This window comes from Natrinema hispanicum, from assembly GCF_900111485.1.
GTDB classification, from domain to species: domain Archaea; phylum Halobacteriota; class Halobacteria; order Halobacteriales; family Natrialbaceae; genus Natrinema; species Natrinema hispanicum_A.
Genome location: NZ_FOIC01000002.1, coordinates 262,025 through 288,101, shown reverse-complemented (window position 1 = coordinate 288,101; position 26,077 = coordinate 262,025). Strand labels below are relative to the sequence as shown.

Annotated in this window: 28 protein-coding genes; 18 read left to right on the top strand and 10 right to left on the bottom strand. The window is 64.3% G+C overall.

From position 1 onward, the window contains the following. Window positions 1–15: 15 nt before the first annotated feature. On the bottom strand, window positions 16–294 hold the full coding sequence (locus BSG09_RS03245; RefSeq protein WP_092930026.1) for a 4a-hydroxytetrahydrobiopterin dehydratase: 279 nt from the start codon (window positions 292–294) through the stop codon (window positions 16–18). A 105-nt stretch (window positions 295–399) separates the two neighbouring features. Beyond that, window positions 400–1,059 (bottom strand): helix-turn-helix domain-containing protein, encoded by a 660-nt coding sequence (locus tag BSG09_RS03240; RefSeq protein ID WP_092930023.1) that lies wholly within the window; start codon window positions 1,057–1,059, stop codon window positions 400–402. A gap of 202 nt (window positions 1,060–1,261) precedes the next feature. On the opposite strand from BSG09_RS03240, the gene BSG09_RS03235 reads away from it, so the two are divergent. After that, window positions 1,262–2,635 carry a TIGR00341 family protein gene (locus BSG09_RS03235; RefSeq protein ID WP_092930021.1) on the top strand — a complete coding sequence of 458 codons (1,374 nt, stop codon included), beginning with the start codon at window positions 1,262–1,264 and terminating at the stop codon, window positions 2,633–2,635. A gap of 44 nt (window positions 2,636–2,679) precedes the next feature. Here BSG09_RS03235 and BSG09_RS03230 read toward each other — a convergent pair whose 3' ends face one another. Then, complete coding sequence (locus tag BSG09_RS03230; protein WP_092930018.1) at window positions 2,680–3,765, bottom strand: geranylgeranyl reductase family protein; 1,086 nt, start codon at window positions 3,763–3,765, stop codon at window positions 2,680–2,682. Between the two features lie 134 nt (window positions 3,766–3,899). Here BSG09_RS03230 and BSG09_RS03225 point away from each other — a divergent pair, with 134 nt between their 5' ends. Both BSG09_RS03225 and BSG09_RS03220 read left to right on the top strand, forming a co-directional pair. Beyond that, the gene (locus tag BSG09_RS03225; protein ID WP_092930015.1) at window positions 3,900–4,229 is read left to right on the top strand and encodes a hypothetical protein; all 330 of its coding nucleotides are present in this window, start codon (window positions 3,900–3,902) and stop codon (window positions 4,227–4,229) included. 63 nt (window positions 4,230–4,292) lie between these two features. Then, complete coding sequence (locus tag BSG09_RS03220; protein WP_092930013.1) at window positions 4,293–5,117, top strand: MBL fold metallo-hydrolase; 825 nt, start codon at window positions 4,293–4,295, stop codon at window positions 5,115–5,117. Between the two features lie 40 nt (window positions 5,118–5,157). Here BSG09_RS03220 and BSG09_RS03215 read toward each other — a convergent pair whose 3' ends face one another. Continuing rightward, window positions 5,158–6,150, bottom strand: a complete 993-nt coding sequence (locus BSG09_RS03215; protein ID WP_092930010.1) for a DUF5787 family protein — start codon at window positions 6,148–6,150, stop codon at window positions 5,158–5,160. Between the two features lie 151 nt (window positions 6,151–6,301). Between BSG09_RS03215 and BSG09_RS03210 the strand changes: the two genes are divergently transcribed. Genes BSG09_RS03210 through BSG09_RS03190 form a run of 5 tightly spaced genes read left to right on the top strand, consistent with a single transcriptional unit; the run spans window position 6,302 to window position 9,292 of the window. Next, the gene (locus BSG09_RS03210) at window positions 6,302–7,534 is read left to right on the top strand and encodes a translation initiation factor IF-2 subunit gamma (RefSeq protein ID WP_092930008.1); all 1,233 of its coding nucleotides are present in this window, start codon (window positions 6,302–6,304) and stop codon (window positions 7,532–7,534) included. Window positions 7,535–7,539: 5 nt separating this feature from the next. Then, window positions 7,540–7,929, top strand: coding sequence for a PIN domain-containing protein (locus BSG09_RS03205; protein WP_092930006.1), 390 nt, complete (start codon window positions 7,540–7,542; stop codon window positions 7,927–7,929). Further along, on the top strand, window positions 7,930–8,499 hold the full coding sequence (locus BSG09_RS03200) for a DNA-directed RNA polymerase (RefSeq protein ID WP_008011167.1): 570 nt from the start codon (window positions 7,930–7,932) through the stop codon (window positions 8,497–8,499). 2 nt (window positions 8,500–8,501) lie between these two features. Continuing rightward, window positions 8,502–8,699, top strand: a complete 198-nt coding sequence (gene spt4 / locus BSG09_RS03195) for a transcription elongation factor subunit Spt4 (RefSeq protein WP_092930004.1) — start codon at window positions 8,502–8,504, stop codon at window positions 8,697–8,699. 5 nt (window positions 8,700–8,704) lie between these two features. Next, window positions 8,705–9,292 (top strand): GTP-dependent dephospho-CoA kinase family protein, encoded by a 588-nt coding sequence (locus tag BSG09_RS03190; RefSeq protein WP_092930002.1) that lies wholly within the window; start codon window positions 8,705–8,707, stop codon window positions 9,290–9,292. Between the two features lie 106 nt (window positions 9,293–9,398). On the opposite strand, the gene BSG09_RS03185 is transcribed toward BSG09_RS03190, so the two are convergent. Continuing rightward, window positions 9,399–10,817, bottom strand: coding sequence for an ATP-binding protein (locus BSG09_RS03185; protein WP_092930000.1), 1,419 nt, complete (start codon window positions 10,815–10,817; stop codon window positions 9,399–9,401). Window positions 10,818–10,963: 146 nt separating this feature from the next. On the opposite strand from BSG09_RS03185, the gene BSG09_RS03180 reads away from it, so the two are divergent. Beyond that, entirely contained in the window at window positions 10,964–11,335 is a 372-nt protein-coding gene (locus BSG09_RS03180) for a universal stress protein (protein ID WP_092929998.1), read from the top strand. 2 nt (window positions 11,336–11,337) lie between these two features. After that, a complete protein-coding gene (locus tag BSG09_RS03175) occupies window positions 11,338–11,907 on the top strand; it encodes a GNAT family N-acetyltransferase (RefSeq protein WP_092929996.1) in 570 nt (189 codons plus the stop codon). A gap of 9 nt (window positions 11,908–11,916) precedes the next feature. Here the strand turns inward: BSG09_RS03175 and BSG09_RS03170 are convergent, their stop codons facing one another. Continuing rightward, window positions 11,917–12,375: a universal stress protein gene (locus tag BSG09_RS03170; RefSeq protein ID WP_092929994.1), complete on the bottom strand. Its 459-nt coding sequence runs from the start codon at window positions 12,373–12,375 to the stop codon at window positions 11,917–11,919. A 133-nt stretch (window positions 12,376–12,508) separates the two neighbouring features. Here BSG09_RS03170 and BSG09_RS03165 point away from each other — a divergent pair, with 133 nt between their 5' ends. Together BSG09_RS03165 and BSG09_RS03160 are read left to right on the top strand one after the other, a co-directional pair. Continuing rightward, window positions 12,509–12,967, top strand: coding sequence for a universal stress protein (locus BSG09_RS03165; protein ID WP_092929992.1), 459 nt, complete (start codon window positions 12,509–12,511; stop codon window positions 12,965–12,967). A 93-nt stretch (window positions 12,968–13,060) separates the two neighbouring features. Beyond that, window positions 13,061–14,257 (top strand): DHH family phosphoesterase, encoded by a 1,197-nt coding sequence (locus tag BSG09_RS03160; protein WP_092929990.1) that lies wholly within the window; start codon window positions 13,061–13,063, stop codon window positions 14,255–14,257. Window positions 14,258–14,270: 13 nt separating this feature from the next. Here BSG09_RS03160 and BSG09_RS03155 read toward each other — a convergent pair whose 3' ends face one another. From BSG09_RS03155 to BSG09_RS03140, 4 genes are all read right to left on the bottom strand, one after another. After that, window positions 14,271–14,966, bottom strand: coding sequence for a hypothetical protein (locus BSG09_RS03155; RefSeq protein WP_092929988.1), 696 nt, complete (start codon window positions 14,964–14,966; stop codon window positions 14,271–14,273). Window positions 14,967–15,071: 105 nt separating this feature from the next. Beyond that, window positions 15,072–15,512 (bottom strand): DUF5807 family protein, encoded by a 441-nt coding sequence (locus BSG09_RS03150; RefSeq protein WP_092929986.1) that lies wholly within the window; start codon window positions 15,510–15,512, stop codon window positions 15,072–15,074. A gap of 94 nt (window positions 15,513–15,606) precedes the next feature. Continuing rightward, on the bottom strand, window positions 15,607–16,044 hold the full coding sequence (locus tag BSG09_RS03145) for a DUF7112 family protein (RefSeq protein WP_092929984.1): 438 nt from the start codon (window positions 16,042–16,044) through the stop codon (window positions 15,607–15,609). A 29-nt stretch (window positions 16,045–16,073) separates the two neighbouring features. After that, window positions 16,074–16,475 (bottom strand): 30S ribosomal protein S6e, encoded by a 402-nt coding sequence (locus tag BSG09_RS03140; protein ID WP_092929982.1) that lies wholly within the window; start codon window positions 16,473–16,475, stop codon window positions 16,074–16,076. Window positions 16,476–16,921: 446 nt separating this feature from the next. On the opposite strand from BSG09_RS03140, the gene BSG09_RS03135 reads away from it, so the two are divergent. From BSG09_RS03135 to gltB, 6 genes are all read left to right on the top strand, one after another. Beyond that, complete coding sequence (locus tag BSG09_RS03135) at window positions 16,922–17,200, top strand: hypothetical protein (RefSeq protein ID WP_092929980.1); 279 nt, start codon at window positions 16,922–16,924, stop codon at window positions 17,198–17,200. 38 nt (window positions 17,201–17,238) lie between these two features. Continuing rightward, window positions 17,239–17,583: a hypothetical protein gene (locus BSG09_RS03130; RefSeq protein WP_092929978.1), complete on the top strand. Its 345-nt coding sequence runs from the start codon at window positions 17,239–17,241 to the stop codon at window positions 17,581–17,583. Between the two features lie 59 nt (window positions 17,584–17,642). Continuing rightward, window positions 17,643–18,881, top strand: a complete 1,239-nt coding sequence (locus tag BSG09_RS03125; protein WP_092929976.1) for an MBL fold metallo-hydrolase — start codon at window positions 17,643–17,645, stop codon at window positions 18,879–18,881. A 79-nt stretch (window positions 18,882–18,960) separates the two neighbouring features. Continuing rightward, window positions 18,961–19,401 carry a hypothetical protein gene (locus BSG09_RS03120; RefSeq protein WP_092929975.1) on the top strand — a complete coding sequence of 147 codons (441 nt, stop codon included), beginning with the start codon at window positions 18,961–18,963 and terminating at the stop codon, window positions 19,399–19,401. 60 nt (window positions 19,402–19,461) lie between these two features. Next, a complete protein-coding gene (gene proS / locus BSG09_RS03115; RefSeq protein ID WP_092929973.1) occupies window positions 19,462–20,943 on the top strand; it encodes a proline--tRNA ligase in 1,482 nt (493 codons plus the stop codon). Between the two features lie 544 nt (window positions 20,944–21,487). After that, a complete protein-coding gene (gltB, locus tag BSG09_RS03110; RefSeq protein ID WP_092929971.1) occupies window positions 21,488–26,041 on the top strand; it encodes a glutamate synthase large subunit in 4,554 nt (1,517 codons plus the stop codon). Window positions 26,042–26,077: the final 36 nt, after the last annotated feature.

The window sequence follows — 26,077 nt, the reverse complement described above, 5'->3', positions numbered from 1 at the left end:
CGGGGGTGAGTGTTGTCAGTTGTGTTCGGACTCGATCAGCTCTGCCATCTCGATGTCGTCGTCGGTAATGCCGCCTGCCTCGTGGGAGGTCAACCGGATCTCGACGCCGGCGTAGCGGATGATGATTTCCGGGTGGTGAAACTGCGCTTCGGCGATCTCGCCGACCATCTGGGCGAAGTTGACGCCGCGAAGATAGTCGTCGAACTCGTAGACCCGGATGATCTCGTCGTCCTCGCGCTCCCACGCCTCGGGGAGTTGGTCGTCGATCTCCTCGTCGGAAAGCAGATCAGCCATATGGGGTCGAACGCAAGCCATCCAAATAATGATTGTCCCGCGTTCCCATTCGGCTGCCATCTCGCGATTCGTGTCCATTATGGCCGATCGGCAGCCGACCGACCATCAGTTGGGTCGTGACTCTTCGCCTGCGGGCTGGAGTTCGGCATCGACCAGCGTCTCGTAGGCGCGGCGGAACCGCTCGGAGAGCGCCTGATGTGAAATGTCTAATTTGTCGGCCAACTCCTCCATCGAGACGCCGCGTGGAATCTCGAAGTAGCCGTGCTCGAGGGCGGCCTCGAGGGCCTCTTGCTGTTCGGGCGTCAGTCGTGTCTCGTGGCCGTCGGTGTCGGTTATGTCGGTAATCCGCCGGAGGTCGGCGTTGATCCCGCGCTCGACCAGCCGGTCGTAGGTGGTACAGAGTTGGTCGCGGGTGCGGTAGCGGACTGTCACCTGCCACCAGCCGTCGCTTGCGCGTGCCTCGAGGAGGGAGCCGCCGTCGGCCAGCACCTCGTTCCAGAGGCGATCCGTTTCCGTCTCCTCAGCAAAGGCCACGTCGTACAGCAACCGCGAGTCAGTTTCGACCACCAGTTCGGCGATCTCGACGGACGGATCGGCCGCAAGCGCGGATTCGACCGTCTCGCGATCGACGCCGATCACCCACAGCGACGGCCGCGTCTTCGACACCGAGGATTCGAGTTCGAACGTCGCCTCCGGTGCGCGCTCGAACGTGGTCGCAAGCGCTGTCTCCGTCGCCGGAAGCCGGAGGTCAGCTATCGTCGACATCACACGTTGTACACCACCATCGCGTAAAAACCGCTGTTGCGGTGAGTCTGACTGTCGGGATCGGTGATAGTCCACTGCCCGACCGCGTCGACCAACAGTCGGCCGCGCGACCACGGCCAGCGGGGACGACCACACCGACGCTCGAGCGACACCCGTCCACTGCTGCCCGGGGTACTATCGGCTGGTCGAGTGTGGCCCCCGTATGCGGTATCTGGAGATCACTGTTCCAGAGGGGAAACGACGGGCCGTCCTCAATATCCTCGAGGACGAAGGGATCGACTACGTCGTCAGTGACGAAACCAGTGGCCGGGAATACACCGCTGTGGTTCGGTTTCCGGTCCCCACCCAGGCCGTCGAGCCGCTTCTCGATCGGCTCAAGCGAACCGGCGTCGGCGATGACGCTCGTGTCGTCGTGATCGACGCCGAAACGGTCATTTCGGAGGGGTTCGCGACGCTGCAGGAACAGTACAGCTACGGCGGGCAAACCGGTGCGCGTACCTCGAGACAGGTGTTACGCACGAAAGCCGACGAACTCACGCCACCGTTTCCGATCTACGCCGCGATGCTGTTGATCAGTGCCGTCGTCGCGACCGCCGGACTGCTGGCCGACTCGCCGGCGGTCGTGATCGGTGCGATGGTCATCGCGCCGTTGCTCGGTCCTGCGCTCGCGGCCAACATCGGTATCGTCACCGGTGACGCCCGGCTCAAATACACGGGGTTTCGCTATCAGATCGTCGGCGTCGGACTGGTGGTCGCCGCCTCGATCGGGCTCGCGGTGCTCGCTCGGCTGGCCGGCCTCGAGCCTGCAGGGGTCGACATCGTCGTCGCCACCGAACTCGAGGAGCGGGTCTCGCCGAACCTGTTTTCGCTGGCGGTCGCGCTGGGTGCCGGGATCGCCGGCATTCTGAGTCTCACGCGGGGCTTTTCGGAGGCCATCGTCGGCGTCATGATCGCCGCAGCACTCATTCCGCCCTCCGCTGCGGTCGGGATCACGGTCGCCTGGGGGATGTCTGGTGCGGCGACCGGCGCTGCAGCCCTCGTGATCGTCAACCTCCTGTCGGTCAATCTGGCTGCGCTGGCGACGCTGTGGGTCGCCGGCTATCGGCCCCAGGGTCTGTTCGAGGTGTCGCCGACGCGACGGCCGACCTACACCTACGCGGCGATCTTCGGGATCGGCTTGCTAGTGCTGACCGTCCCGCTTGCCAGCGTTACCTTGCTCGACTTTCATACGACCGAACTCGAGTCGGCCACCGAAGCGGAGGTCGAGGACGTCCTGACTGACCCCCGGTACGAGGAGTTCGAGATCGAAGACATCGTGATCGAACTCGACGGCAACTATCCGGTGCAGTCGGTCGACAGGGTCATCGTCACGGTCTCGAGTCAAAACGCCGGGACGGAGCCGGGACTCGCTGACCGCCTCTACAGGGAGATCAGCCCCCACACCGACGACCCGATCGTCGTCGAAGTCCAGTATGTCGTCGCCGAAGAGCGCGGGCGCACCGAGCAGGGAGACACTGCCAACGGGCAGGAAACCGACGTTCAGGACGGTCCGCTTCGGGTTTCGAGTGGCATCTGAATACGGTCCGTCTCGAAGGCTCGAGCCTGACAGGGGCCGCCGGCTCAGCGACCGGGGAGCACCGCCTTGAGATGCTCGAGCGAGAGCAGCGACGTTGGCCGATCCATGTGGACGCCGATCTCGCCCGATAGTGTGCCGAGGCCGAGTCGTTGGATCGGCTCGGGCAGCGAGTAGGCGCGCCGAATCCAGTGGCCGAGTTGCTGTTCGCGTGCCAAATCGTCGCGCCAGGCGCGTTCGTAGGCCGCGAGCGTGGTCGGCCGATCGGGGTCGATCTCGCGGGCGGCGTGGTCAGCGCTGGTCATGCCATACAGAATGCCACCGCCGGTGAAGGGCTTGGTCTGGGCGGCCGCGTCGCCGATCAGGAAGGCGCGCTGGGATGTCACCCGATCCGGTGGGCCGATCGGGATCGCACCCGAGCACCGATGGGAGACGTCGACCTCGTAGCCGTCGATCAGGTCCTCGAAGTGTTTGGTCACGTGGACACCCGGCGGGGCCGCGAGGCCGTACTCGACGCCGGCCTCGCCGCGTGGAATCCGCCAGGCGAAAAACGTCGGCGGCGTCAGATGCACATCGACAAAATCCTGGTGGTCGTCTTCCTCGGAGAAGGCGAGTACACCGTGGAGGAACTCGTCGGGCTGGGGGAGACCGAGTTCGTCCCGGACTCGCGAGCGTGGCCCGTCACAGCCGGCGACCATCTTCGCCTCGAACTCGACGACGCCATCGGGCCCGTTCGCGACGACTGTGACGCGATCGTGGTGTTCGGTAACCTCGGTAACAGTGTGGTCCTCACGGACGTCCGCGCCTGCCTCTCGAGCTAACTCGGCGAGGTGGCGATCCAGTCCGACGCGGTCGATAACGTTCGAGGCGACCGCCTGCTTGTAGAAGGGATAGGCGTCGCTTCGGGGCCCACCGACGTGAAATCGTGCACCGTAGATCTCGTTTTGGAAGAGTTCTTCGCGAGCACCTGACCCCGTGAACTGCCAGATATCGGTGCTCACGTGGCCCGAACAGGCCAGTGGCTCGCCGATACGGCCCTTCTCGAGGACGAGCACGTCGTAGCCGTCCTCGGCGACACGGCGGGCAAACCGCGCACCCGGCGGCCCGACGCCAACGACGACGAAATCGTACATGTCCGTCACGTTTCCGGCGCAGCCTAAATAGCTTCTCGAGATGGCACGGCTCGTCGTGTGTCTCGCCACACTCGGGCCTCGTGCGATGTCCGGTAACAGTATACCCTTTATGCGGCGGGTGTCTATCAGGACGTATGAGTGAGAGAGCGCCACAGGATGACGCTGCGGCGGCGTTCGCCAGTCGAGCCGAGGCTGCTCACGGCGAGTCGATTCGGCAACTCGTCGCGTTCGGGGACGCCGTCCGCGGCGACGACCGCGGCGTCCACACCGAGGTCGAGATACTGGTGGTTCTCGAGGACGACGATCCGGAAACCGAACGCGCCCTCGAGGCCGAAGCCGAGGCCGTCGGGAGAGAGCACGGCGTCGTCACCTCGGTGTACGTGTTGCCCGCCGAGCGAGTCGATGCGAACGCGGACCACCCGTTCGTCCGGACAGCGCTCGAAGAAGGGCGAGCGTATGTGTAGGGCCCAAGCCAGCAGTCCGGCGACGCGTCGATCTCGAACGTATCGTGGAGGGACAAGCGACCGATGCGAGTGACGCTGTTGGGAACCGGTGATACGACCGGCACGCCGACCGTCGGCTGTGACTGTGACACCTGCACGGCGGCGCGCGACCGCGGCCTCGAGCGCACGCGGTTCTCGGTCCACGTCGAAAACGAGCGCGTCGACGAGTCGCTGCTGATCGATTTTAGCCCCGACTTTCGCTACCAGTTCCTCCGTGACGACGTGTCGTTGCCCGACGCCGCCGTCATCACGCACGTCCACTTCGATCACCTCGACGGACTCGGCAACGTCTTTCGCGTCCTCGACTCACTCGAGGTCTATGCAGCCAACGAAACCGATCCCAAAACCGGCAAGAGCGTTGCCGAGACCGTCGACGACGACTACCACTATCTCGATCCGCTAACCGTCGTCCCGACGACGCCGCTCGAGCCGGTCTCGGTCTGTGGGCTCGAGGTGACGCTGGTGCCGGTCGACCACCCGCCGCTGGTCTGTTATGGCCTTCGCGTCGAGGACCCCGTGACGGGCGCAGCACTGTCGATTACGGGCGATACGAGCTACGACATCCCCGAGGCATCCCGCGAGGTGCTGGCTGACCCTGATCTGCTGCTTGCCGATGGCATCGTCCCCGCTGACCTCTGTGAGTACCATCCGATCGGCGGCCGCCACGAGGATGCCGAAGGGATCCCCCGGACGTTCGGGACCAAACACATGACGCGAGAGGGTGCCCTCGCGATGGCCGAGGAGCTGAACGCCGATCGAACGCGACTCGTCCACCTCGCACACTACTATCCCGCCGACGAGGCCTTCGAGGAACCGCTGGCGGTCGACGGCGAGGAGTACGTCCTGTGAGAACGGTTGGTCCGTCGCTGCGACTCGACGGACCCGGCTGTCACCCGAACTGATCGAGGCCGGCCTGTCGGCGACGGGTGCCGTCGGGGTCTGCCTCCCACGCCGTCTGTCGGTCGCGTTCGTCCTCGAGATCGACCCCAGGAGCCGTCGCCGGCTCGTAGCCCGGACACGAGGGGCCACACTCCGTCGCGGCGTCGACGACCCTGTTTGCCCACACACAGTATGGGAGCGTCGCACCGCTTTTGTCGGCTGGTTGGCAGGCCCCACACGCGGGGAATTCGTATGTGCGCCAGCCTTTGCCATAGGCACGTTCGGCGAGTCGCCGGCGTGCCCGTGCTTTCGCCTGCGGGGAGACGATCTCGATGTCGGTGCGACCCGGCTGGAACGCGAGGGGTTCGACCCCGGGCTCGTCGACGGGGAGCGACGACGGCTCGCGGATCACCTCGATCTCGAGCGAGTGATCCGTGTCGTCGCGATGAACACGCCAGACGCCGACCTCCTCGGGGAGCCGGTTCAGGTGCGCGCGGGTCACGTAGCTCTCGGTTGCGAGTACGATTTCGTCGACGACCGCGAGGCTGACGTCCGTTCGCAGTTGGGCCTCGAGGTCGCCCGGTCGGCCCAGATCGGGTTTGTTCTCGATGCCGACGATGCGGTCGTACCAGTCGGGATACCGGACGGTCTGGCGGACGTACTCGCGATTGGCGTCCGCGCTGGCGGTGTGATCGCGTTCGAAGAAACCGATCTCGAGCGCCCGATCGACGGCACGTCGCGCCCGGTCGGGATGGCAGTCGAATGCAGCCTTCCAGTAGCGGGCCCGGCCTGTGCCGACCGCCGAGGCGATGGCCGCGTCGGGGATCGACTCGTTCGTGATCGCGACGCGTTCGTCGAACGCGGGACCGGGCTCGACGCAGACGATATCGAGGATGCGGCCGCCGGGTTCGGCGACGCTCGCGCCGAGCTGGCGGGCGATGATTCCCTCCCGGCGTGACTCGAGGTGGGTACACAACTCGAGTTCGAACGCGAACTCGGACACGATATCGGGGAGGGGCGGCTGCGAGAAAAGTCGTCGGGTTCGGCGACTCGGGGCAGCAGTCGTTCGACATCGGTCGGCAGCGACGAAAGGATAGCTCGCAACCTTTATCAAGCGCACAGCGGAATCACTACCTAAGATTACTCATCGTCTTATGGTAGGAAATCGACAACCGGAGGTGAACATCGGGCTCGTCGGCCACGTCGACCACGGCAAGACGACGCTGGTGCAAGCCCTCAGCGGCTCGTGGACGGACCAGCACTCAGAGGAGATGAAACGCGGCATCTCCATTCGGCTCGGCTACGCCGACGCGACGTTCCGTCACTGTGAGGGACTCGACGAACCCGAATGTTACACCGTCACGGAGGAGTGTCCGGATGGCTCCGAAAGCGAGCCGTTGCGGACCGTTTCGTTCGTCGACGCCCCGGGTCACGAGACCCTAATGGCGACGATGCTCTCGGGTGCCTCGCTGATGGATGGCGCGGTGCTGGTCGTCAGCGCCAACGAGCCCGTCCCACAGCCCCAGACTGAAGAGCACCTGATGGCGCTCGATATCATCGGCATCGACAACATCGTCATCGCCCAGAACAAGGTCGACCTCGTCGACGCCGACACCGCCCGTAACAACTACGAACAGATCAAGGAGTTCGTTGCAGGCACGGTCGCCGAAGACGCTCCGATCGTCCCCGTCTCCGCGGGCCAGGAGGTCAACCTCGATCTCCTCATTCAGGCGATCGAAGCGGAGATTCCCACCCCCGACCGGGATCCCGACACCGACCCACGGATGCATGTCGCCCGCAGCTTCGACATCAACAAGCCCGGTACGACCGCGGCGGATCTTTCCGGCGGCGTCCTCGGCGGCAGTCTCGTGCAGGGCGAACTCGAGGTTGGCGACGAACTCGAGGTCCGACCTGGCCGTGAAGTCGAGGAAGGCGGCAAGACCGAGTACGTCCCGATCGAGACGACGATCCGGTCGCTGCAGGCCGGTGGCGAGACGGTCGACACCGTCACGCCGGGTGGCCTGCTGGGCGTCGGTACCGGGCTCGACCCCTCGCTGACGAAAGGCGACGCGTTAGCCGGCCGGATAGCCGGCCCGCCGGGCTCGCTCCCGCCGACGTGGGACGAGTTTACGATGGAAGTCGACTTGCTCGAGCGGGTCGTCGGAGCCGAACACGGCGAGACCGTCGACGAGATCAGCACCGGCGAACCGCTGATGATGACCGTCGGCACGGCGACGACCGTCGGTGCCGTCACCAGCGCCCGCGAAGGCGAGTGTGAGGTCAATCTCAAACGGCCCGTCGCCGCCGAACCGGGAACGAAGATCGCGATCAACCGCCGCATCGGTGCCCGCTGGCGGCTGATCGGACTGGGAACACTGACGGACTGAAATCGATGCAGATGCCGCGGGTCGCCCTCGATACGAGCGCGCTCATGATGCCGGTCGAACTCGACGTTCGGTTGTTCGACGAACTCGAGCGACTGCTTGACGCCTACGAGCCGATCCTCCCGCAGGCCGTCCTCGAGGAACTCCGTCGCCTCTCCGAGAAGGGCGGCCAGGAGGGAACGGCCGCAACCGTGGGCCATGATCTGGCGACCGAACGCTGTCTTGTCGTCGACACGGACGCATCGTACGCAGACGACGCCTTGGTCGAACTCGCCCGCGAGGGCAGCGTCGACTACGTCGTCACGAACGACCGCCCGCTGCGCGATCGGGTGCTCGAAGCGAGCAGACCGGTAATTGCATTACGCGGGAGAAACAAGTTAGCGATCACTCAACCATAGATGTACAAACGGGTTAGATTGAAGGATACGGTAGAAGTACCGCCGGAAGAGCTCGGCGACGTGTCGCCGGGGTTGGTCAAGCGACTGCTCCAGGACAAACTCGAGGGACGGATGGACGAAGAAGTCGGAAGCGTCGTCTCCGTCACCGAGGTCCACGACATCGGCGAGGGAGCAGTGCTCCCGAACCGGCCAGGTGTCTACTACGAGGCCGAATTCGATGCGGTGACGTTCGATCCGCAGATGCAGGAAGTCGTCGACGGCACCGTCGTCGAGGTCGTCGAGTTCGGTGCCTTCGTCGGCATCGGTCCCGTCGACGGGCTGCTCCACGTCTCCCAGATCAGCGACGAGTATCTGGCGTTCGACGGCGAAAACCAGCAGCTCTCCTCGAACGAGTCCGACCGGACCCTCGGCGTCGACGACGCCGTCCGGACCCGCATCGTCACCAAGAGCATCGACGAGCGCAACCCCCGCGACTCGAAGATCGGCCTCACTGCGAAACAGCCCGGCCTCGGCAAACACCAGTGGCTCGAAGAGGAACGCGAGAAACGCGAAGCAACCGCAGGTGAATAACCATGGCATCGAACCGCCTCGTCTGTCGTGAGTGCCACCGGGTCAACGAACCGGACAACGAGACCTGTGAGGCCTGCAACTCCTCGTCGCTGACCGAAGACTGGGCGGGCTATGTCATCATTGCCCACCCCGAGGAAAGCGAGATCGCGACGGAGATGCAGATCACCGAACCAGGTGCGTACGCGCTGAAAGTCCGCTAAGATCCGTGACTCGCGACGAGCCAGCCGACGAGACGCCCGCCGACGAACAGCTGCTTGTCCTGCCTGACGACCTCCGCAATGAACTCAAAGAGCCGCTGGGCCCGGTCGAAACCGACGCCGAGCGACTGCTCGAGGCCGTCGACGGGCCCATCATCGCCGTCGGCGACGTCGTCACCTACCACCTCCTGCAGGCGGGCCGCCAGCCTGACGTAGCGCTCGTCGACGGGCGGACGAAACGCGAGGCCGTCGACGCGGAGATCCGCGAGGCGGTCACGGCCGGTGCGAGTCTCGAGGTGACCAACCCACCGGCCGAACTCGCCGCGCCGGTCGTGCGGGCGCTTCGGCGTGCGCTCGCGGCGGACGACCCGACGACGATTGTCGTCGACGGCGAGGAGGATCTGGTTGCGCTGCCTGCCATCGTCGCCGCGCCCGACGGCGCGAGCGTCGTCTACGGCCAGCCCGACGAGGGGATGGTCCACGTCACCGTGACTGACGACCTCCGAGACGAGATGCGCGCCCTGCTCGAGCGCTTCGAGGGCGATACGGAGCGGTTCTGGGCGTTACTCGAGGATGCAGCGTCGAACGGCGAGTAAGACAGCGGTCGCTGGTTGATAACGGACGTTCTATCGGTTCGGACAGCGCAGTTGATTCGCGTCGGAAAATACAGACCCCGCGAGCGACGTCTGGGCCGACCGTCCGTCAGTGCTCGTGACTGTGGTCGTGATCGTGTGAGTGGCCACCGTCGCTGGCCGCACCGCCGAGGTCGCCGCCGGCGACGAGCGCGTCGTGATCGCCGCCCATCATGTCCATGTTCTTTAAGGTGTCGCGCTCTTCGAACTCCTCGACGGCGTTGAGCAGATCCTCTTGCGTGAGTTTCGTCCGGTCTTCGGTCAGCGCCTCGAGGACGGCTTCGCGAAGCACCATCCGGAGGTCGCTGCCGGTCAGTCCCTGCGTGACTTCAGCGATAAGCTGCGGATCGAACTCCTCGATATCCATCGTGCGGGTGATAACGTCGAGGATGTCCGCCCGCATGCCGCGGTCGGGCTTAGGGAAGTTGATGATCTCGTCGAAGCGCCGCCAGGCGGCGTCGTCGAGCTGGTCGGGGTGGTTGGTCGCACCGATGAGCAACACGTCGTCTTCGATGAGCGAGACGTTGTCGATGCTCTTGAGCAGGGTGTTGACAGCGCGTTTGAGCGCGGCGTGTTCGTCGCTGCGGCGGGTTTTGGCGACGAAGTCGAACTCGTCGATGAACAGAATACACGGCGAAAGCCGTTTGGCGACTTCGAACGTCTTGTCGACGTTTTTGGCCGTCTCGCCCAGATACTGGGAGGTAATCATCGAGAGCTTGACCTCGACGAACGGCAGGTCCATGTCCTGGGCCAGCGCCTGTGCGGTCGAGGTCTTGCCCGTTCCCGGCGGCCCGACGAACAACAGCTTCCCGATCTCGCGTAGGCCGATGTTCGCGAGGTACTCCCGGTGTTCGATCGCCTTCGAGATCTTATCGAGTTCGTTCTCTTGGTCCTTGGTGAGCACGAGATCGTCCAGCGAGGTCTCGACCTCCTCTGGGGCGCGCACTTCGACGAGGTCGAGCATCTCTTCGTCGTCGTCCTCGTCGAAGTATTGGTTGAGCAGTCCGTCGATCCAGACGCGGTCGGCCTGAATCGGTCGGTTGCGTTCGCGGGCCTCTTCGTGCGTGACGTCGAAGTCGTAGTCGTCGTGGCGTTCGAAGTATTTCGCGAGCGTCGGGTTCTCGAGCAACCGGTCTTCGTCGACGCGCTCGGCGAACCACTCCTCGGCCATCTCCTGTTGGGCGAGGGTGATCGTGCCGGAGAACTCATCGCGTTCGGTAAACATCAGCTCGGCGATGGCCTCCCACGGGCGGTCGATATCGGTCGCTTCGCGCGCTGTGGTGGTCGTTACTGATAGCGGACGACTGATCCCAGCGGGTTTGCGGTTGGTACCGCTGTTATCCCCATCTCCGCTGTCGTCGTCGACGCCGCCGGTCCAGTATACGCGGCGGAACGACGGCGGGAGATCGTTCTCGTCTAGCGTCCGGTCGTCCGAATACACGCTCGTCGTGAGCAGGAACTCCACGACGTCGAGCGCCGCATTACTCATTCGGTCATCATACTCACTACTCATTCTTAACAGCGTCGTCATGCGTCGCGTCTGCGACGGCGTTTCACTCACAGCCCCGGTTGTGATGCTGAATCGAGCGGACAAGCGGCATAACCGTTTTCGTCCATGGGCTCACAGTGCCCTGTATGAATGTGTTGCTGGGTCTCGGCGGAAGCGATGAGTCGGTGAAGACGCTTCGACGGACCATCGACCGCACGAAAGAGGTCGGCGACGACCTGACAGTCGTCATCGTCGACAAACCAGAGTCGAAACGCTCACAGGACGAAACGCACGATCTGGCGGCCGAGCACCTCGAGGAGGCGGGGCTCGACGACGCCACTGTCGAGAAACTCGAGGGTGACCCCGGTAGTGCGCTCGTCGATTATGCCGAGCAAGGCGAGTTCGACGAGCTGGTCATCGGCGGTGGCACCCTGAGCCCGATGGGGAAAATCCAGCTCGGGCCTATCACGGAGTTCGTCCTGTTAAACGCCCCGACAACGGTCAAGCTGGTGCGATAACGATGGTCGGATCGCGTCAGTATCCGGACGAGCCGTCCGGTCCGTTCCCATCGCCGCCGACGACGGTCGAGGACCGGGAGGGACGGTCGATCGAGATCCGCGCGCCAGCGGCGTTCGCGGCCGACGCACTCGACGATGTCGTCGAGATGTACGTCGAGTTCGATCCCACCGATCGGGCACAGGGAATTCCGCCGACCGGCGAGGATCGCATCCGCAACTGGCTCGAGACGATCGCCGAGGACAGCGTCACCGTCGTCGCCTTCCACGACGGCGACGCCATCGGCCACGCGATGCTCGTCCCTGATAGCGACGATCCGGAAGCGATCGCAGAGAAAAGCGGCATCGAGTGGGAACTGGCGATTTTCGTCCTGCAGGCCTACCAGCAGGCCGGTATCGGGACCGTCCTGCTCGAGAACCTGCTGGGCCACGCCAGCGACCTTGGTATCAGACGCGTGTGGTTGACCGTCGAACGCTGGAACAACCCGGCGATCGCCCTCTACGAACGGGTCGGCTTCGAGTCGACCGGGACCGAGAGCTTCGAACAGGAGATGGCGATCCTCCTCGACAACTAACGACGGCGGCTACACCGAGAGGACTGGCTGGCTCGCGTACGAGAGGACGTATTCTGCGGCATCCTCGAGGACCTCCACCTCAGCACCGGTCACGGGCTCTCTGGGGAGGACGATGAAGTCGGCATCGATCGAATCGGCGGTGTCGAGGACGACGTTGCCAGGATGGCGCATCTTCCGCATTTTCGAGAAGCCGTCGTCGACGGAGGTCGACAGCGAGACGTCAGCTTCGGCGGCGATCGCACGGGCATCGTCGAAAAACTCCTGTGTCGTCTCGAGGATATCGTCCTCGTCGACGGTGCCGTTATCGAGCCCGTAGACGACGCCACGTCCGAGGACGAAAAGCGCGTGGACGGCCGCATCGTAGCGGTCGGCGACGGCGATAGCGTGCTCGACGGCGGTGGCTGACTCGTCGCTGCCGTCGACCGGCGCGAGAACGGTGTCGACGGTAAACGGCTCGCTGGCATCCATACACGGCAGTGAGTGTTCCGTGGCAAAAAACCCACCCCACGCTGTGCCCGTTCGCTGTGCGTTCACACGGTTGTCGCCCGGTTCGCCTGTCCGAACGGGGACGTTTAAGCGACAGCGAGCGTAAGTCGTCGATATGTTCGATACGGTCGTGGTCGCTACTGACGGCTCCGACAGCGTCAAACGGGCCGTCGACGTCGCACTCGATCTTGCAGACCGCTTTGAGGCCGACATCCACGCCCTGTCGGTCATCGACGCCAGCGAGGTCGACGCCTCGCCGGAGCAACTCCAAGACGAGTTCCGTACTGCTCTCGAGACGACTGCCGACGCTGCCCTCGGGACCGTCGAGGAGCGCGCCGATCAGGAGGTGACAACTGAGATTCGTGAGGGACGGCCCGCTGCCGAGATCTGTGCGTACGCTCGTGAGGTCGACGCCGATGTGATCGCGACTGGCACCCGTGGCCGCCACGGTGAGAACCGCCTGCTGCTGGGCAGCGTCGCCGAGCGCATCGTCCGGACGTCACCCGTCCCCGTGTTGACCGTCCGGCAACTCGATTCTGCGACCGACGGTGACGGGACGGCCGCCGACCCCTGATCGACACCGGCAAGCGGCGGGCCGACGCTCAGACACTCGCCTACGGCACCCGAGACCGGCGGTTACTTCCCGACCGGTCTCCCAGCACGTACCATGTACGACGAACTCATCGAGAGCGGTGATCTGCCGCTCGCGCGCAAATCCGTGCTGCCGGGAACTGGTTTCTTCCTGCCCGACACGCTCGAGGAGGACTTAGAAGCACAACAGACCGAAGCCGCCCTCGAGGGGGCCGAGGTCGCGGTCATCGCGGATCCGGACGCCGACGGACTGGCCTGTGTCGCCCTGCTCCGCGAAGCCTACGACGACATCCAGAACGTCCCGGAACCGGACGACGGTGAGGCCGACGCTGACGATGACGAGGCCGACGAGCCGCTCGAGGAGCCCGAGCCAACACCACACACCGTCGCGCTCATCCCTGCAAGTCCACACGACGTCGAGGACGCGCTGGCTCGCGTCGCCGAGTACGGCGACGACGGGATCGATCTCTTCGTCTGTGACCTCGCACCGGATCGCTACGAGTACGTCGAGGAGGAACTCAATGCAGCCCTCGAGACCGCCGACAGCGTCGCGTGGTACGACCATCACCAGTGGGGCGACGACGTCGCCCAGTCGGTTCGAGACGCCGGTGTCGACCTCGTCGTCGGCGACTCCGACGAGGAGTGTAGCGCCGACGTGGTCTATCGCTCGCTCGAGTACGACTTCGAGCCGGTGTACGAGGAGTTGGCGGCAGTCACTCGAGATCACGACCTGTGGCTGCGTGAGGACCCGCGCAGCGACGACCTAGCGGACTACGCCTACTGGACCGATCCCGCCGAATACGTCGAGGTCGTCCGCGAGTACGGCGTCGACCTGCCCGCATGGGTCGAGGAGTACATCGCCGAGCGCCGCGTCGAGAAGGAGGCGCTGATCGAGCAGGCAGTCGGCCGGGCAGAACTCCGCGAGATCGGCGGTTACACCGTCGGGATCACCTACGGCCGCTGCTCACAGAACGAGGTCGCCGAAGCGATGCGCGAGCAGGGGGCTGATGCCTCGGTGATCGTCAAACCTGCCGGCTCGGCCTCGATCCGGGGCACCGACGAGTTCGACCGCTGCCACGAGGTCGCAGGGAAGGTAAACGGCGGCGGCCACCCCAAGGCTGCGGGCTGTAAGCCCGACATCTACGACGACATGCTCGACTACGCGAACCACTGGACGACCCGCGGGGCCGTGACGAAGCAGGTCATCCTCGATGCGTTCCGACAGGTCGTCACAGAAGCGGACGCAGCCGAAGACACGGACGAAGACGCGTAATCGTCTCTCTCTGTTACTGTCGCGACGCGAGATACCGCAACACCAACTGGAGGACGTGGACGAAGACGCCAGCGACGGCGATGTAGACGCCAATCGTCTGCAGTGTCACCGACGCGCCCCGCCGATCCCGAACCTTCCAGATTTCCCACCCCAGCCGAAGCAGAAAGCCGAGCAAGATGAGGGCGAAGCCGGCGAGCAACACCGGCGCGACGAACGTCCCGATCAGAATCGCGACGAGCCCGCCGATAAACGCGTAGTTAGCGTACGATCCCCAACTCTCGAACGTCTTCGACCGGGCGTAGACGTAGGCTGCGATGACAGCAGTGATCACGGCAACGACGATCGCTGTCACGACGAGAATCGTCAACTGGGATTCTCGAGGCACAAAGCGAAGCACGCCAGCTCCGAAGATCCCGAAGGCCAGTTGTAACACTCCCATACCGACGACTGCGAGTCCCGTCTCACCGCCTTCGACACCCCGTTCAGCGATCCATTGGCCTGCTACGATGGCCACACCGTAGACGAACGCGCCAACGATCGGAATCGAAAACAACAGCTCGTTGACCGCTGCGAGCGGCGTCGTCACGAGGACGTACATCAACACCACGTTGAGCGCCATCAGCGCGCTCGCGCCGCCGATTACACGCGCCTCGCGGCTCGAGAGACCGAACCCGCGGCCGGTCTCGTACGGGGTTTCGGTCGAACTCATCGTTCGTTTCCTATGTGATGGTGTGACAAAAGCTGCTGCCCGACAGCTGCCGGTCTCACCACCGGCGTGTCGATCGCTTCGCGATCGTCGATGGCAATCGATCCCTTACGCTTCAGTGTCGGTTGCGTTCCACCGATCGGAAAACGCCGTCCCACACGTACACTGTGCGTAGGCGTGGACCACGTCGCCGTCGGCGTAGATGCCGCCGACCGACTCGTTTTGCTCCTCGGCGAACGCGAAGACGTATTGGATTGCGTGCTCGCCGTCGGCGTCGGTCTCGCCGTCCGGACACTGCCCGCCTGCGAGATCGTCGTCGATCTCGCCTTCGGTACTCATTGCGGACTTGGCGAACTCCATCGCACCGGTGCCGGTCGCCGCTTTGAACGCGCTGCGGCCGCGTTCGCCGTCGACGACGATCAGTGTCCCGTCGTCGACGCGCTCGCCGAACTGCTCGAGTCGGTCGTCGGAGACGTACGACTGTGCCAGAAAGAGTGCGACGTCGTCGGGCCGCTTGCCGGCCAGAAACTCCTCGCGTTGGGTACTCATGGCCGTCGGTTGGCACTCGAGGTGGAAAAAGGGCGGTATTCGTCTCCTCTCGTCTCTCGCAAGCAAGCGCCACGCGACGACAGGGCCGCTCGTCCTACTGGTCCTCGAGATCCTTCGCGATCTCGCTCAAGCTGTCGCGTGGTGGCTCTCGAGCGTCGTAGTAGGCCGTCTCGCCGGGTGCGCGAAGCCCGTAGAGAAAGTCGGGCTCGACGACATCGATCAGCACTGATCCGCCCGCGGAGACAGCGTGGTCGTCGGTCCACGCAGTGAGCCGATCGCTCGCGCCACTTGGATCGCGAGCGCTATCCGGTGTCTCGTAGATGCCCGGGATCGACAGCTCGTCGCCAGTCAGCGCTCGCTGGACGTGTGCAAACAGTTCCTCGCCATCGAGGACGACCCGGATGACCTCGTCTGCCGGAAACGAATCGCGGTCGTCGGCCGGCACCGCGAGTTTGACGCCGGTTGCCGTCTCCGTACACGTCGACCGGACCGTCTCTACCGATGGATGATCGCTCGCAATTCGGTCAGCCATTGAAAATGAATCGAGTGAGTCGCCGCGAGTTACTCGTCGTCGTCTTCGCCCTCGCCGAGGAGGTCGTCGACGTCGGCGCTGCCACGCTCGGTGATCGAGGCGTTGATCTGGGCGACGGCGTCGGAGACTTCACGGCCGCGAACCGTGATGCGTCGTCGTTCGCCGTCTCGCTCGGGGTGATAGCCGGTCTGTCGATCTTCCATCAGCACTTCCTGCAGGTTCGGGCCAGCGACCTCGCCGTTGAGCGGGCGGCCTGCCTCGTCGGAGCCGCCAGTGATCTCGAGCGTGTAGCCATCGAGGCCGACCGAACCGCCGTCGACTTCGTCGCCGATCGACTTGCCGATAAACCGGTTTGCGTCCTGGTCCTCTGCCTCGAGCTGATAGGCCATCCCCGAGTCGGGATCGCCGACAACGACAGTGAAACTTGCCATGCACGACGGAAGACGGCCGTCGCTCAAAAGATCATCGATCGGAACCGACCTTTTGCGCTGTCGTTCGAAAGACGCTCTGCGTCTTTCGTGATGACGAAACGCCTCTGGCGTTTCGAACCACGGTCTGTTGCGCTGACGGCAGCATAGCTGCCGCACAGCGCACCGTCTCTCGGCAAAATCTCGAGAGAGCAAAGCTCTCTCGGACCTCGCGGGAGCGAAGCTCCCGCTTAGGGTCGATCAAAAGCACTCCTCCCTCCCCTACGGGTTGGTCGTCGGCCCGCTCGTTCGCTTCGCTCACTCGCGGTCGGTATCAGTGCAGTGCCTGCCCTTCCCCGAGTCGGACGGCTCTCGCAGCGCTCGAGCCGTCCTCCCGGCCGCTCGCCTCAGTTCGGTTCCACGCCAAGTCCGCTCGAACAGTCAAGTACGTGGGCTGCCTACGTCGACGTGTGTTCATCGATCCCGAGCGGCTCGAGGAGCGACTCCGCGAGGAGTTCGGCGGCACGGCCAGCCAGTCACGGATCGTCGTTCGGCAGGCCGTCGATCTCGCCGATTCCGGGCAGTACGAGGCCGACATGGGCACGACGCTGACGACCGAGTTCATCGTCGACGAGCTATCGGACGCCCCCGAGGGCACACCAGCAGAGCGATGGAACTGGTGGCTCGGCTCGCTCGAGCTCGCGTATGGTGACTACGAGCGGTTCGGCATCCGGAAGTATCGGAAATAGGGCAACACCGATTGTCTTCCACGACGTAAGGCTACGCAATGAGTGAGCTGTCGCGACCGGTCTGGCCGGCGTATCCGCTCTCGGCGCTCGTCGCCGGCCTCGGCCACTGTTATCTCGGACGGTGGAAACGCGGCGGGATCTGGTTCGTCCTGTACGCACTCGCACTCGCGTTTCTGAGCGCCCGCTCGCTATCGGGAGCGCTTGCTCCGGGCGAACCGTTCGTCGTGACGGCACTACAGTTCGACGCGGTGAGCTACGCGGAGGTGGCCGTGCCGCTTGCGATCCTCCTCGTTTGTCTGCTTGATGTCTATCTCATCGGGTTGACCGAGCGAACTGCCGCCCAGATGGCTGGCACAGACGACCGGCGCTCGAACAGTTCCTGACAGCGTCTCCGCGTCCGAAACCAGTGGAGGCAAACCGGTCGAGGCCCAACTCGGTCGTCATGGACGTCCAGTTGCTGGGTGGCGCACGAGAGATCGGTCGGAGCGCGATCTGCATCGACGACACGCTCGTGCTCGATTTCGGGATGGATTCGGGGAACCCGCCGGCGTTTCCGGTCGGCGATGTCGATCCGGACGCGGTTGTCGTGAGCCACGGCCACCTCGATCACGTCGGCTCCATCCCGACGCTGCTGTCGGGCGACGCGCGGCCGTCGATCCACTGGACGCCGCCGACGTACGACCTCACGATGGTGCTGGCCCGCGACACGCTGAAACTCCACGGCGGAAGCTACGACTGTCCGTTTACCGAGGCAGAACTCGCACGCGTCGCGGAAGTCTCGGAGACCCACGGCTACCGCGAGCCCTTCGAGGCCGCAGGCTACGAGATCACCTTTTTCGACGCCGGCCATGTTCCGGGCAGCGCGCACGTCCTCGTCGACGACGGCGACACCCGCTTGCTCTATACCGGCGACTTTCACACCGACGAACAGCGATTGCTCGCTGGAACCACCGCCCGGCCCGATGCCGACGCCGTCCTCTGTGAGAGCACCTACTCGGACGTGACGCGCCCGCCGCGCGAACAGATCGAACGCGAGTTCGCCGAAAGTCTCCGGACCACAGTCTGGGAGGGTGGTACCGTCGTCGTCCCCGCGTTCGGCATCGGCCGCACGCAGGAGGTGCTCTGTCTCTGTGAGGAATACGACCTCGAGTGTTACGTCGATGGGATGGGCAAACGCGTCACGGAACTCTTTCTTCGCGACGAGAACCGGGAGTTCCTGCGCGATCCAGACCTCCTGCGCCGGGCGAAAGGCAACGCCCGGTTCGTCAACGGTCGCGACGGCCAGCGCAAGCGGATCGCAGCACAGAACACCGTGATCGTCACCACCAGCGGGATGCTCCACGGTGGACCCGCGATGACATACGTGCCGGCGATCCGCTCGCATCCGACGAACAAGATCGCCATGACCGGCTATCAGGTCGAGGGGACCCCGGGCCGCGACCTGCTCGAGACCGGCAGCGCCGAGATCGACGGCCGTGTGATGCGAGTCAGCGCACAGGTCGAACAGTATGACTTTTCGGCACACGCAGACCAGGCAGGGATTCGTTCGTTCCTCGAGTCCTATACGGACACGCCGATCCTGGTCAACCACGGCGATCGCTGCGAGGCGTTCGCTGACGAACTACGCGCGGACGGCTACGACGCGACAGCGCCCGAATTGGGCGAGCGAATCGAAGTCTGAGGGGTCGAATCGCGGTCCAGCCGCCGATCCGGCACGTTCAACGACCAGGGTTTTGCGTCGAGTCGTAGTCTTCGTCCCTGTGACTGACTCCGATTCGAACGTCGGCCCCGAGACGGTCGTCGATCTCGACGATCTCGAACTGAGCGAGGCCGAACAGGCGGCGCTACATGACCTCCAGTTGAGTCTCGAGCACGTCCACCGGGCCTACGGGACGTTGCTCGAGTTCCACCACCAGCTCGGGCACGCAATGGACCGGTTGGGCGACGCCGAGGATGGCCTTCGCGAAGCCGGCTACGAGGCGTGGGCGAACGACCTTCGGGACGACCACCTCCCGGCGGGCGCGATCAGCGACCAGTGGACGTTCGAACTCGTCGAGGAGTTTTCCGGAGAATTTCTCGAGGACGTCGACGCCTTCGAACGCGAGGTCAGAGACGAACTGGCCGACGGCATCGATCACGTCACCGAGCGCCGGCAGAAACGCCGGCTGCGCGAGCGTGCCGCGGACGCCGATCGTGATTAGTCGCCCAGTCACAGGTGGCCTTCGCATGGTTTAAGCCTGCGCTGCCTGCATGTCGACACAATGAGCGACGAGAGTCAGGAACTCGGGATCACCGAGTCGAAATCGCACAAGCCAGGCGAGTGGTACGCCGAGGTCGTCCAGAAGGCAGGCCTCGCGGACTACGCGCCGATGGGCGGCTTCATCGTTACGAAACCTCGCGGCTACGCCCTCTGGGAAGCCATTCAGGACGCGCTGGACGGCTGGTTCAAAGAAACCGGCGTCGACAACGTCTACTTCCCGATGTTCATCCCCGAGAGCTTCTTAGAGCGGGAAAAGGACATCGTCGAAGGCTTCGACCCCGAGGTCGCGTGGGTGACCCAGGGCGGCCACGACGAACTCGAGGAACGGCTGGCCGTCCGACCGACCAGTGAGTCGATCATCGCGCCGTTCATGGCCGACTGGACTCGCAGCCACCGCGACCTGCCGATGCGGCTCAACCAGTGGTGTTCGGTCGTCCGCTGGGAGGCCACCGAGACCAAGCCCTTCTTCCGGACGAAGGAGTTCATGTGGCAGGAAGGCCACACCGCTCACGCCACCGACGAGGGTGCGTGGGAGGAGGTCTGGACCCGCCTGAGCCAATACGAGAAGGTCTACGAGGACGTGCTCGCGATCCCGGTCCTGCGGGGCAAAAAGCCCGAACACGACAAGTTCCCCGGTGCGGACACCACGACGACCGTCGAGGCGCTGATGCCCGACGGCAAGTCCGTCCAGGGAGCGACCAGCCACAACCTCGGACAGAGCTTCGCCGAGGCGTTCGACATCACCTTCGCCGACGAGAACGAAGACGAGCAGACGGCCTACACCACCTCGTGGGGCCTTTCCTGGCGTGCACTCGGCGCGCTCATCATGACCCACTCCGACGATCAGGGACTCGTGCTCCCGCCGACGGTCGCACCCACGCAGGTCGTCATCGTCCCGATCTGGCAGGAAGACACGAAAGACGACGTTCTCGAGTACTCCGAGGCAATCGCTTCCGACCTCGAGGAGGCCGGCTTCCGCGTCGAACTCGACGACCGCGACGAGCGCAATCCCGGCTTCAAGTTCAACGAACACGAACTCAACGGGGTTCCGCTGCGACTCGAGATCGGTCCCTACGAGGTCGAAGACGAGGAGGTCACGCTGGTTCACCGGCCGGACAACGAGGAAGCCGTCGAGGATCGTGACGAGATCGTCGACGCCGTCGACGAGCACTTGGCGGAGATCTACGACAAACTCTACGAGGCAGCCGAGGAGAACCTGGAAGAAAACGTCCGCGAGGCCCATAGCCCCGAAAAGATCCTCGGGACGATCGGCCAACATGGCGGCTACGTGAAGACGCCGTGGTGTGGCGACGAGGCCTGCGAGGAGGCCATCAAAGAGAAGATCGCCGCCGAAATCGTCATGCAGCCGCTGACCGACGAGGGCGGGACGACAGCGGGTGAGGTCCCCGAACCCGAGAGCGACGAGTGTGGCGTCTGTGGCGATCCCGCCGACGAGATCGCGTACTTCGCGAAGTCGTACTGACCGTTCTCCACGTTCGGCTGCCCCGACTGTGGAGTTTTGAGTGGCTGGTCGTCGTTTTCCGAAACCGACCCGAGAGAACGACAGCAGCGTCAGCGTCCGCCGTCGATACGCGAACCGACACCAGACAAATGTATATCTCAGTGACAATTCCGGGTAAAATCACTAAAAGGCGACCCTGGTCAATCGTGTGTTTCGTTGTCACCCGGACCTAAGTCTTTAGCCCCATATTGCTTACCGGGGGCGCATGACTAGATTCGTGTGGTGTTCACTTTGGTGGGTGAACACTACGTGCCTCTGACACAGTAACCCCGCTACCGGAAACATCGTTTTTCCGGAGGGGGTTCGAACTGACAGTTCTCGCTCGATAGGTTCGACGGAGAAAGTGGAGCGCCAACAGCCATAACTACGTTCTCTGAACGTGGCTCTTACACGTATGTCATATCTATAAGGAGGCTACAATCACCTTATACTTATTTATATGTGTATATAATACACTTAGTCATAATGGATTAGTCTCTTATAGCTGATCCCGCTACGGGAATGTATGTCACAGCCACATCTCACGCCATCGACTGGGCGTTCACAGGGGCTCGCCGACCCCATGGACGCGCGGTCGAACTGCGGCGTCGGCGTCGTCATGGATCTCGACGGAGACGGCGGCCACGACGTCGTCGCCGACGGCCTCGAGTTGCTTCGAAACCTCGAACATCGCGGGACGACCGGTGCGGAGAAAGACACCGGCGACGGGGCCGGAATCATGCTCCAGACGCCCGATTCGTTCTTCCAGGACGTCCTCGAGGCTTCGCTGCCGGATACCTACGCCGTCGGCTCGCTCTTTCTCCCACAGGATGACGCGGCCCGCGAGGCGCTCATCTCGCTCGTCGAGGACACCTTCGATACCTACGACCTCTCGGTGCTCGAGTGGCGAGACGTCCCGACGAACAACGACGACCTCGGGAAGACGGCCGTCGACTCTGAACCGGACGTCTGGCAAGTCGTCGTCACGCCCGACGATGACATCTCCGGTGACGACTTCGACCGCCGGCTCTACGTCGCACGACGCGCGCTCGAGAACAAGGTTGAAACGGCTGATATCGAGAACAAAGAGCGCTTCTACGTCGTTTCTCTCGATTCGGATACCGTCGTCTACAAGGGACTGCTGAAAGGCGAGCAGGTTCCGTCTTACTACCCCGACCTGACCGACGAACGGATGGACTCGACGTTCGCCATGGTCCACGAGCGGTTCTCGACGAACACGCTCGGGGCGTGGCACCTCGCCCACCCATACCGAAACATCATCCACAACGGCGAGTTCAACACCATTCAGGGCAACATCAACTGGATGCGCGCCCGCGAGACCGACCTCGAGAGCGAGGTCTTAGAGGATCTCGAGGCGGTCAAGCCGATCATCGACGATCCCGACCAATCGGACACTGCGAGCGTCGACAACGCGCTCGAACTCCTGATGCAGGACGGCCGGGACTTAGAGCACGCGCTGCGCATGCTCGTTCCCGAGGCCTGGCGCGGCGATGACGCGATGGACGCTGACCGCAAGGACTGGTACGACTTCCATGCCTCGCTGGTCGAGCCGTGGGACGGTCCCGCCCTCGTCGCGGCGACCGACGGCGAACGCGTCGGCGCAGTGCTCGATCGCAACGGGCTGCGACCGTGCCGGTACGACGTCACGACTGACAACCGTCTGATCATGGCCAGCGAGGCCGGTGCGCTCGAGACCGATCCGGCAGAGATCGAAGAGCGCGGCCGCCTCAAGCCCGGCCAACTGTTCCTCGCCGATCCGAACGAGGGCCGCGTCATTCCTGACGAGGAAGTTTTCGAAGATCTGACCGACGATCGCTACGGCGAGTGGGTCGCCCAGGAACAGGTCCACCTCGACGACATCCAGACGACGGACGACCGCACGCCCCAAGTGACCGTCGACGGCCTGCGTGACTACCAGGCCGCGTTCGGGTACACCCACGACGAACTCGAGAACCTGATCGAGCCGATGACCAAGAAAGGGAAAGATCCCGTCGGCTCGATGGGCGACGACACGCCGCTGTCGGTGCTCACCGAGTACAACCGGCCGCTGTTCTCGTATTTCAAACAGCTGTTCGCACAGGTCACGAACCCGCCGCTGGACTACATTCGCGAAGAACTGGTCACCTCGATGGAGTCGCGACTGGGCGTCCAGCGCAACCTCCTCGATGAGTCGCCCGCACACGCCCGCCAGCTCGTCCTCGACTCGCCGGTCCTGACGGACGCCGAACTCGCATCGATCCGCGACTGTTCGGCCAACGGCATCACGGCCGCGACGATCGACATCACCTACGAGCCCGAAACCGACGAACTTGGGGCCGGTCTCGAGGCGGCGATCGAACGCGTCCGCGCGGACACGGTCGCCGCCATCGAGGACGGCCACGACGTGATCGTCCTCTCGGACCGCAGCGTCGACGACGACCGGATTGCGATCCCGAGCCTGCTGGCGACGGGTGCCGTCCATCATCACCTCGTGCGCAACGGGCTGCGAAATCACGTCGGCCTCGTCGTCGAGTCCGCTGACCCGCGAACCGTCCACCACTTCGCGACGCTGGTCGGCTACGGCGCGGGCGCGGTCAACCCGTACCTGGCCTACCAGACGATCGAAGACCTCACCGCCGGCCCTGACGGCGCGGACGCCGAGGTCGCCATCGACGCCTACGTCGGCGCAGTCGAGGACGGGCTATTGAAGATCATGGCCAAGATGGGGATCTCGACGGTCGAGAGCTACCAGGGCGCACAGATCTTCGAGGCCGTCGGTCTCGACTCCGACCTCGTCGCGGAGTACTTCGAGGGCACCGAGAACCGCACCGAGGGGATCGGCCTCGCCGAAATCGAAGAAGACCTCCGCGAGCGCCACGCGACCGCGTTCGACGACGGCGACGAACCCGATCTTACCCGCCACGGCGAGTTCGAGCACCGCTCGGAGGGGATCCACCACCAGTGGAACCCACAGACCGTCGGCGCGCTCCAGCAGGCCGTCCGCTCGAACGACTACGAGCGCTATCAGGATTTCGCCGACCAAATCAACGACCAGCAACAGAACCTTCAGACCCTTCGCGGCCTGCTCGAGTTCGACTCCGACCGCGATCCGGTCCCACTCGAGGACGTCGAGCCGATCACGGACATCGTCCAGCGGTTCTCGACCGCGGCGATGAGTCTCGGCTCGCTCTCGCCGGAAGCCCACGAGAACAACTCGATCGCGATGAACCGTATTGGCGGCAAGAGCAATTCAGGCGAGGGCGGTGAGCCGCCGGAACGCTTCGGCACCGAAAAGGAGTGTAACGTCAAGCAAGTCGCCTCGGGACGGTTCGGGGTTACGTCGACGTACCTCTCGAGTGCCGACGAACTGCAGATCAAGATGGCCCAAGGGAGCAAGCCCGGTGAGGGCGGCCACCTCCCCGGCGAGAAGGTCAACGAGATGATCGCCCACGTGCGTAAGTCGACGCCCGGCGTGGGCCTGATCTCGCCGCCGCCGCTGCACGACATCTACTCGATCGAGGACCTCAAACAGCTGATCTTCGATCTCAAGGCGGCCAACGAGGAGGCCGACATCAACGTCAAGCTCGTCAGTGAGGCCGGCATCGGCACGGTCGCGGCGGGTGTCGCGAAGGCGAACGCCGACGTGGTCCACATCTCGGGCCACTCCGGCGGGACGGGTGCGTCGCCGCGCACCTCGATCAAAAACGCCGGCCTCCCGTGGGAGCTCGGTCTCGCCGAGGCCAACCAGATGCTCTGTCAGACCGGCCTGCGCGACCGCATCCGCGTCTCGGCCGACGGCGGGATGAAAACCGGTCGTGACGTCGCCGTCGCCGCCCTGCTGGGTGCCGAGGAGTACGTCTTCGGGACTGCCAGCCTCGTGACCTCGGGCTGTGTGATGGCCCGGCAGTGTCACAACAACACCTGCCCGGTCGGCGTCGCCACCCAGCGCGAGGACCTGCGGAAGCGCTTCCCCGGCGAGCCCGAACACGTCATCAACTACATGACGTTCATCGCGCAGGAACTGCGCGAACTCATGGCCGAACTCGGATTCGAGACGCTCGACGAGATGATCGGCCACGTCGACGTTCTGGAACAGCGCGACGATGTCGACCACCCGAAGGCCCGCAACGTCGACCTCTCGGCGGTGCTTGCTGACCCCGGCAGCGAGGTCCGACGGAAGCTCCGCGAGCAGGACCACGAACTCGAAGAGCAACTCGACCGCGACTTCATTGCGGCCGCGGCCGACGCCATCGAGAATCAGGATCCGGTCTCGCTCGAGGCCGAGGTAACGAACGTCGACCGCACCGTCGGTGCGATGCTCTCGAACCGGATCACCGACCGCTACGGCGAACCCGGACTTCCCGAGGACACGATCACCGTCGACCTCGAGGGCACGGCCGGGCAGAGCTTCGGCGCGTTCCTCGCCAGCGGCGTTTCGATGCACCTCGATGGCAGCGCCAACGACTACGTCGGCAAGGGGCTCTCGGGTGGCAAACTGACGATCCGCACGCCCGAGACTGCTGCCTACGACCCGACCGACAACGTCGCGATCGGCAATGTCGCACTTTACGGCGCGACCAACGGTCAACTGTACGTCAACGGCGTCGCCGGCGAGCGCTTCGCCGTCCGCAACTCCGGCGCGAAGGCCGTCGTCGAGGGCGTCGGCGACCACGGCTGTGAGTACATGACCGGCGGCGTCGTCGCCGTGCTCGGCGACACCGGCACGAACTTCGCGGCCGGCATGTCTGGGGGTGTCGCCTACGTCTACGACCCCGACGACGACTTTGCGGCGAAGGCCAACACCGGGATGGTCTCGCTGCACGACGACCTCGAGGAAAAAGACGAGCAGATGCTTCGACGGCTCGTCGAAAACCACGTCGCCTACACCGGCTCCGAGCGCGGGCAACAGCTCCTCAACGAGTGGGAGCACACGCTCGAGGCTGTCGTGAAGGTCATGCCCGAAGCCTACGCGGAGGCGATTTCCGAGCAGGGATCGGACGACGTCCGCAACGAACTGCCCGGCACGCCAGAGGCCAATATCGCGACCGAGTCGGCCAGCTTTGCGGCGAGCGACGACTGAGACGGGCTGCTGTAACGGTTTATCGGTGCAACCGCA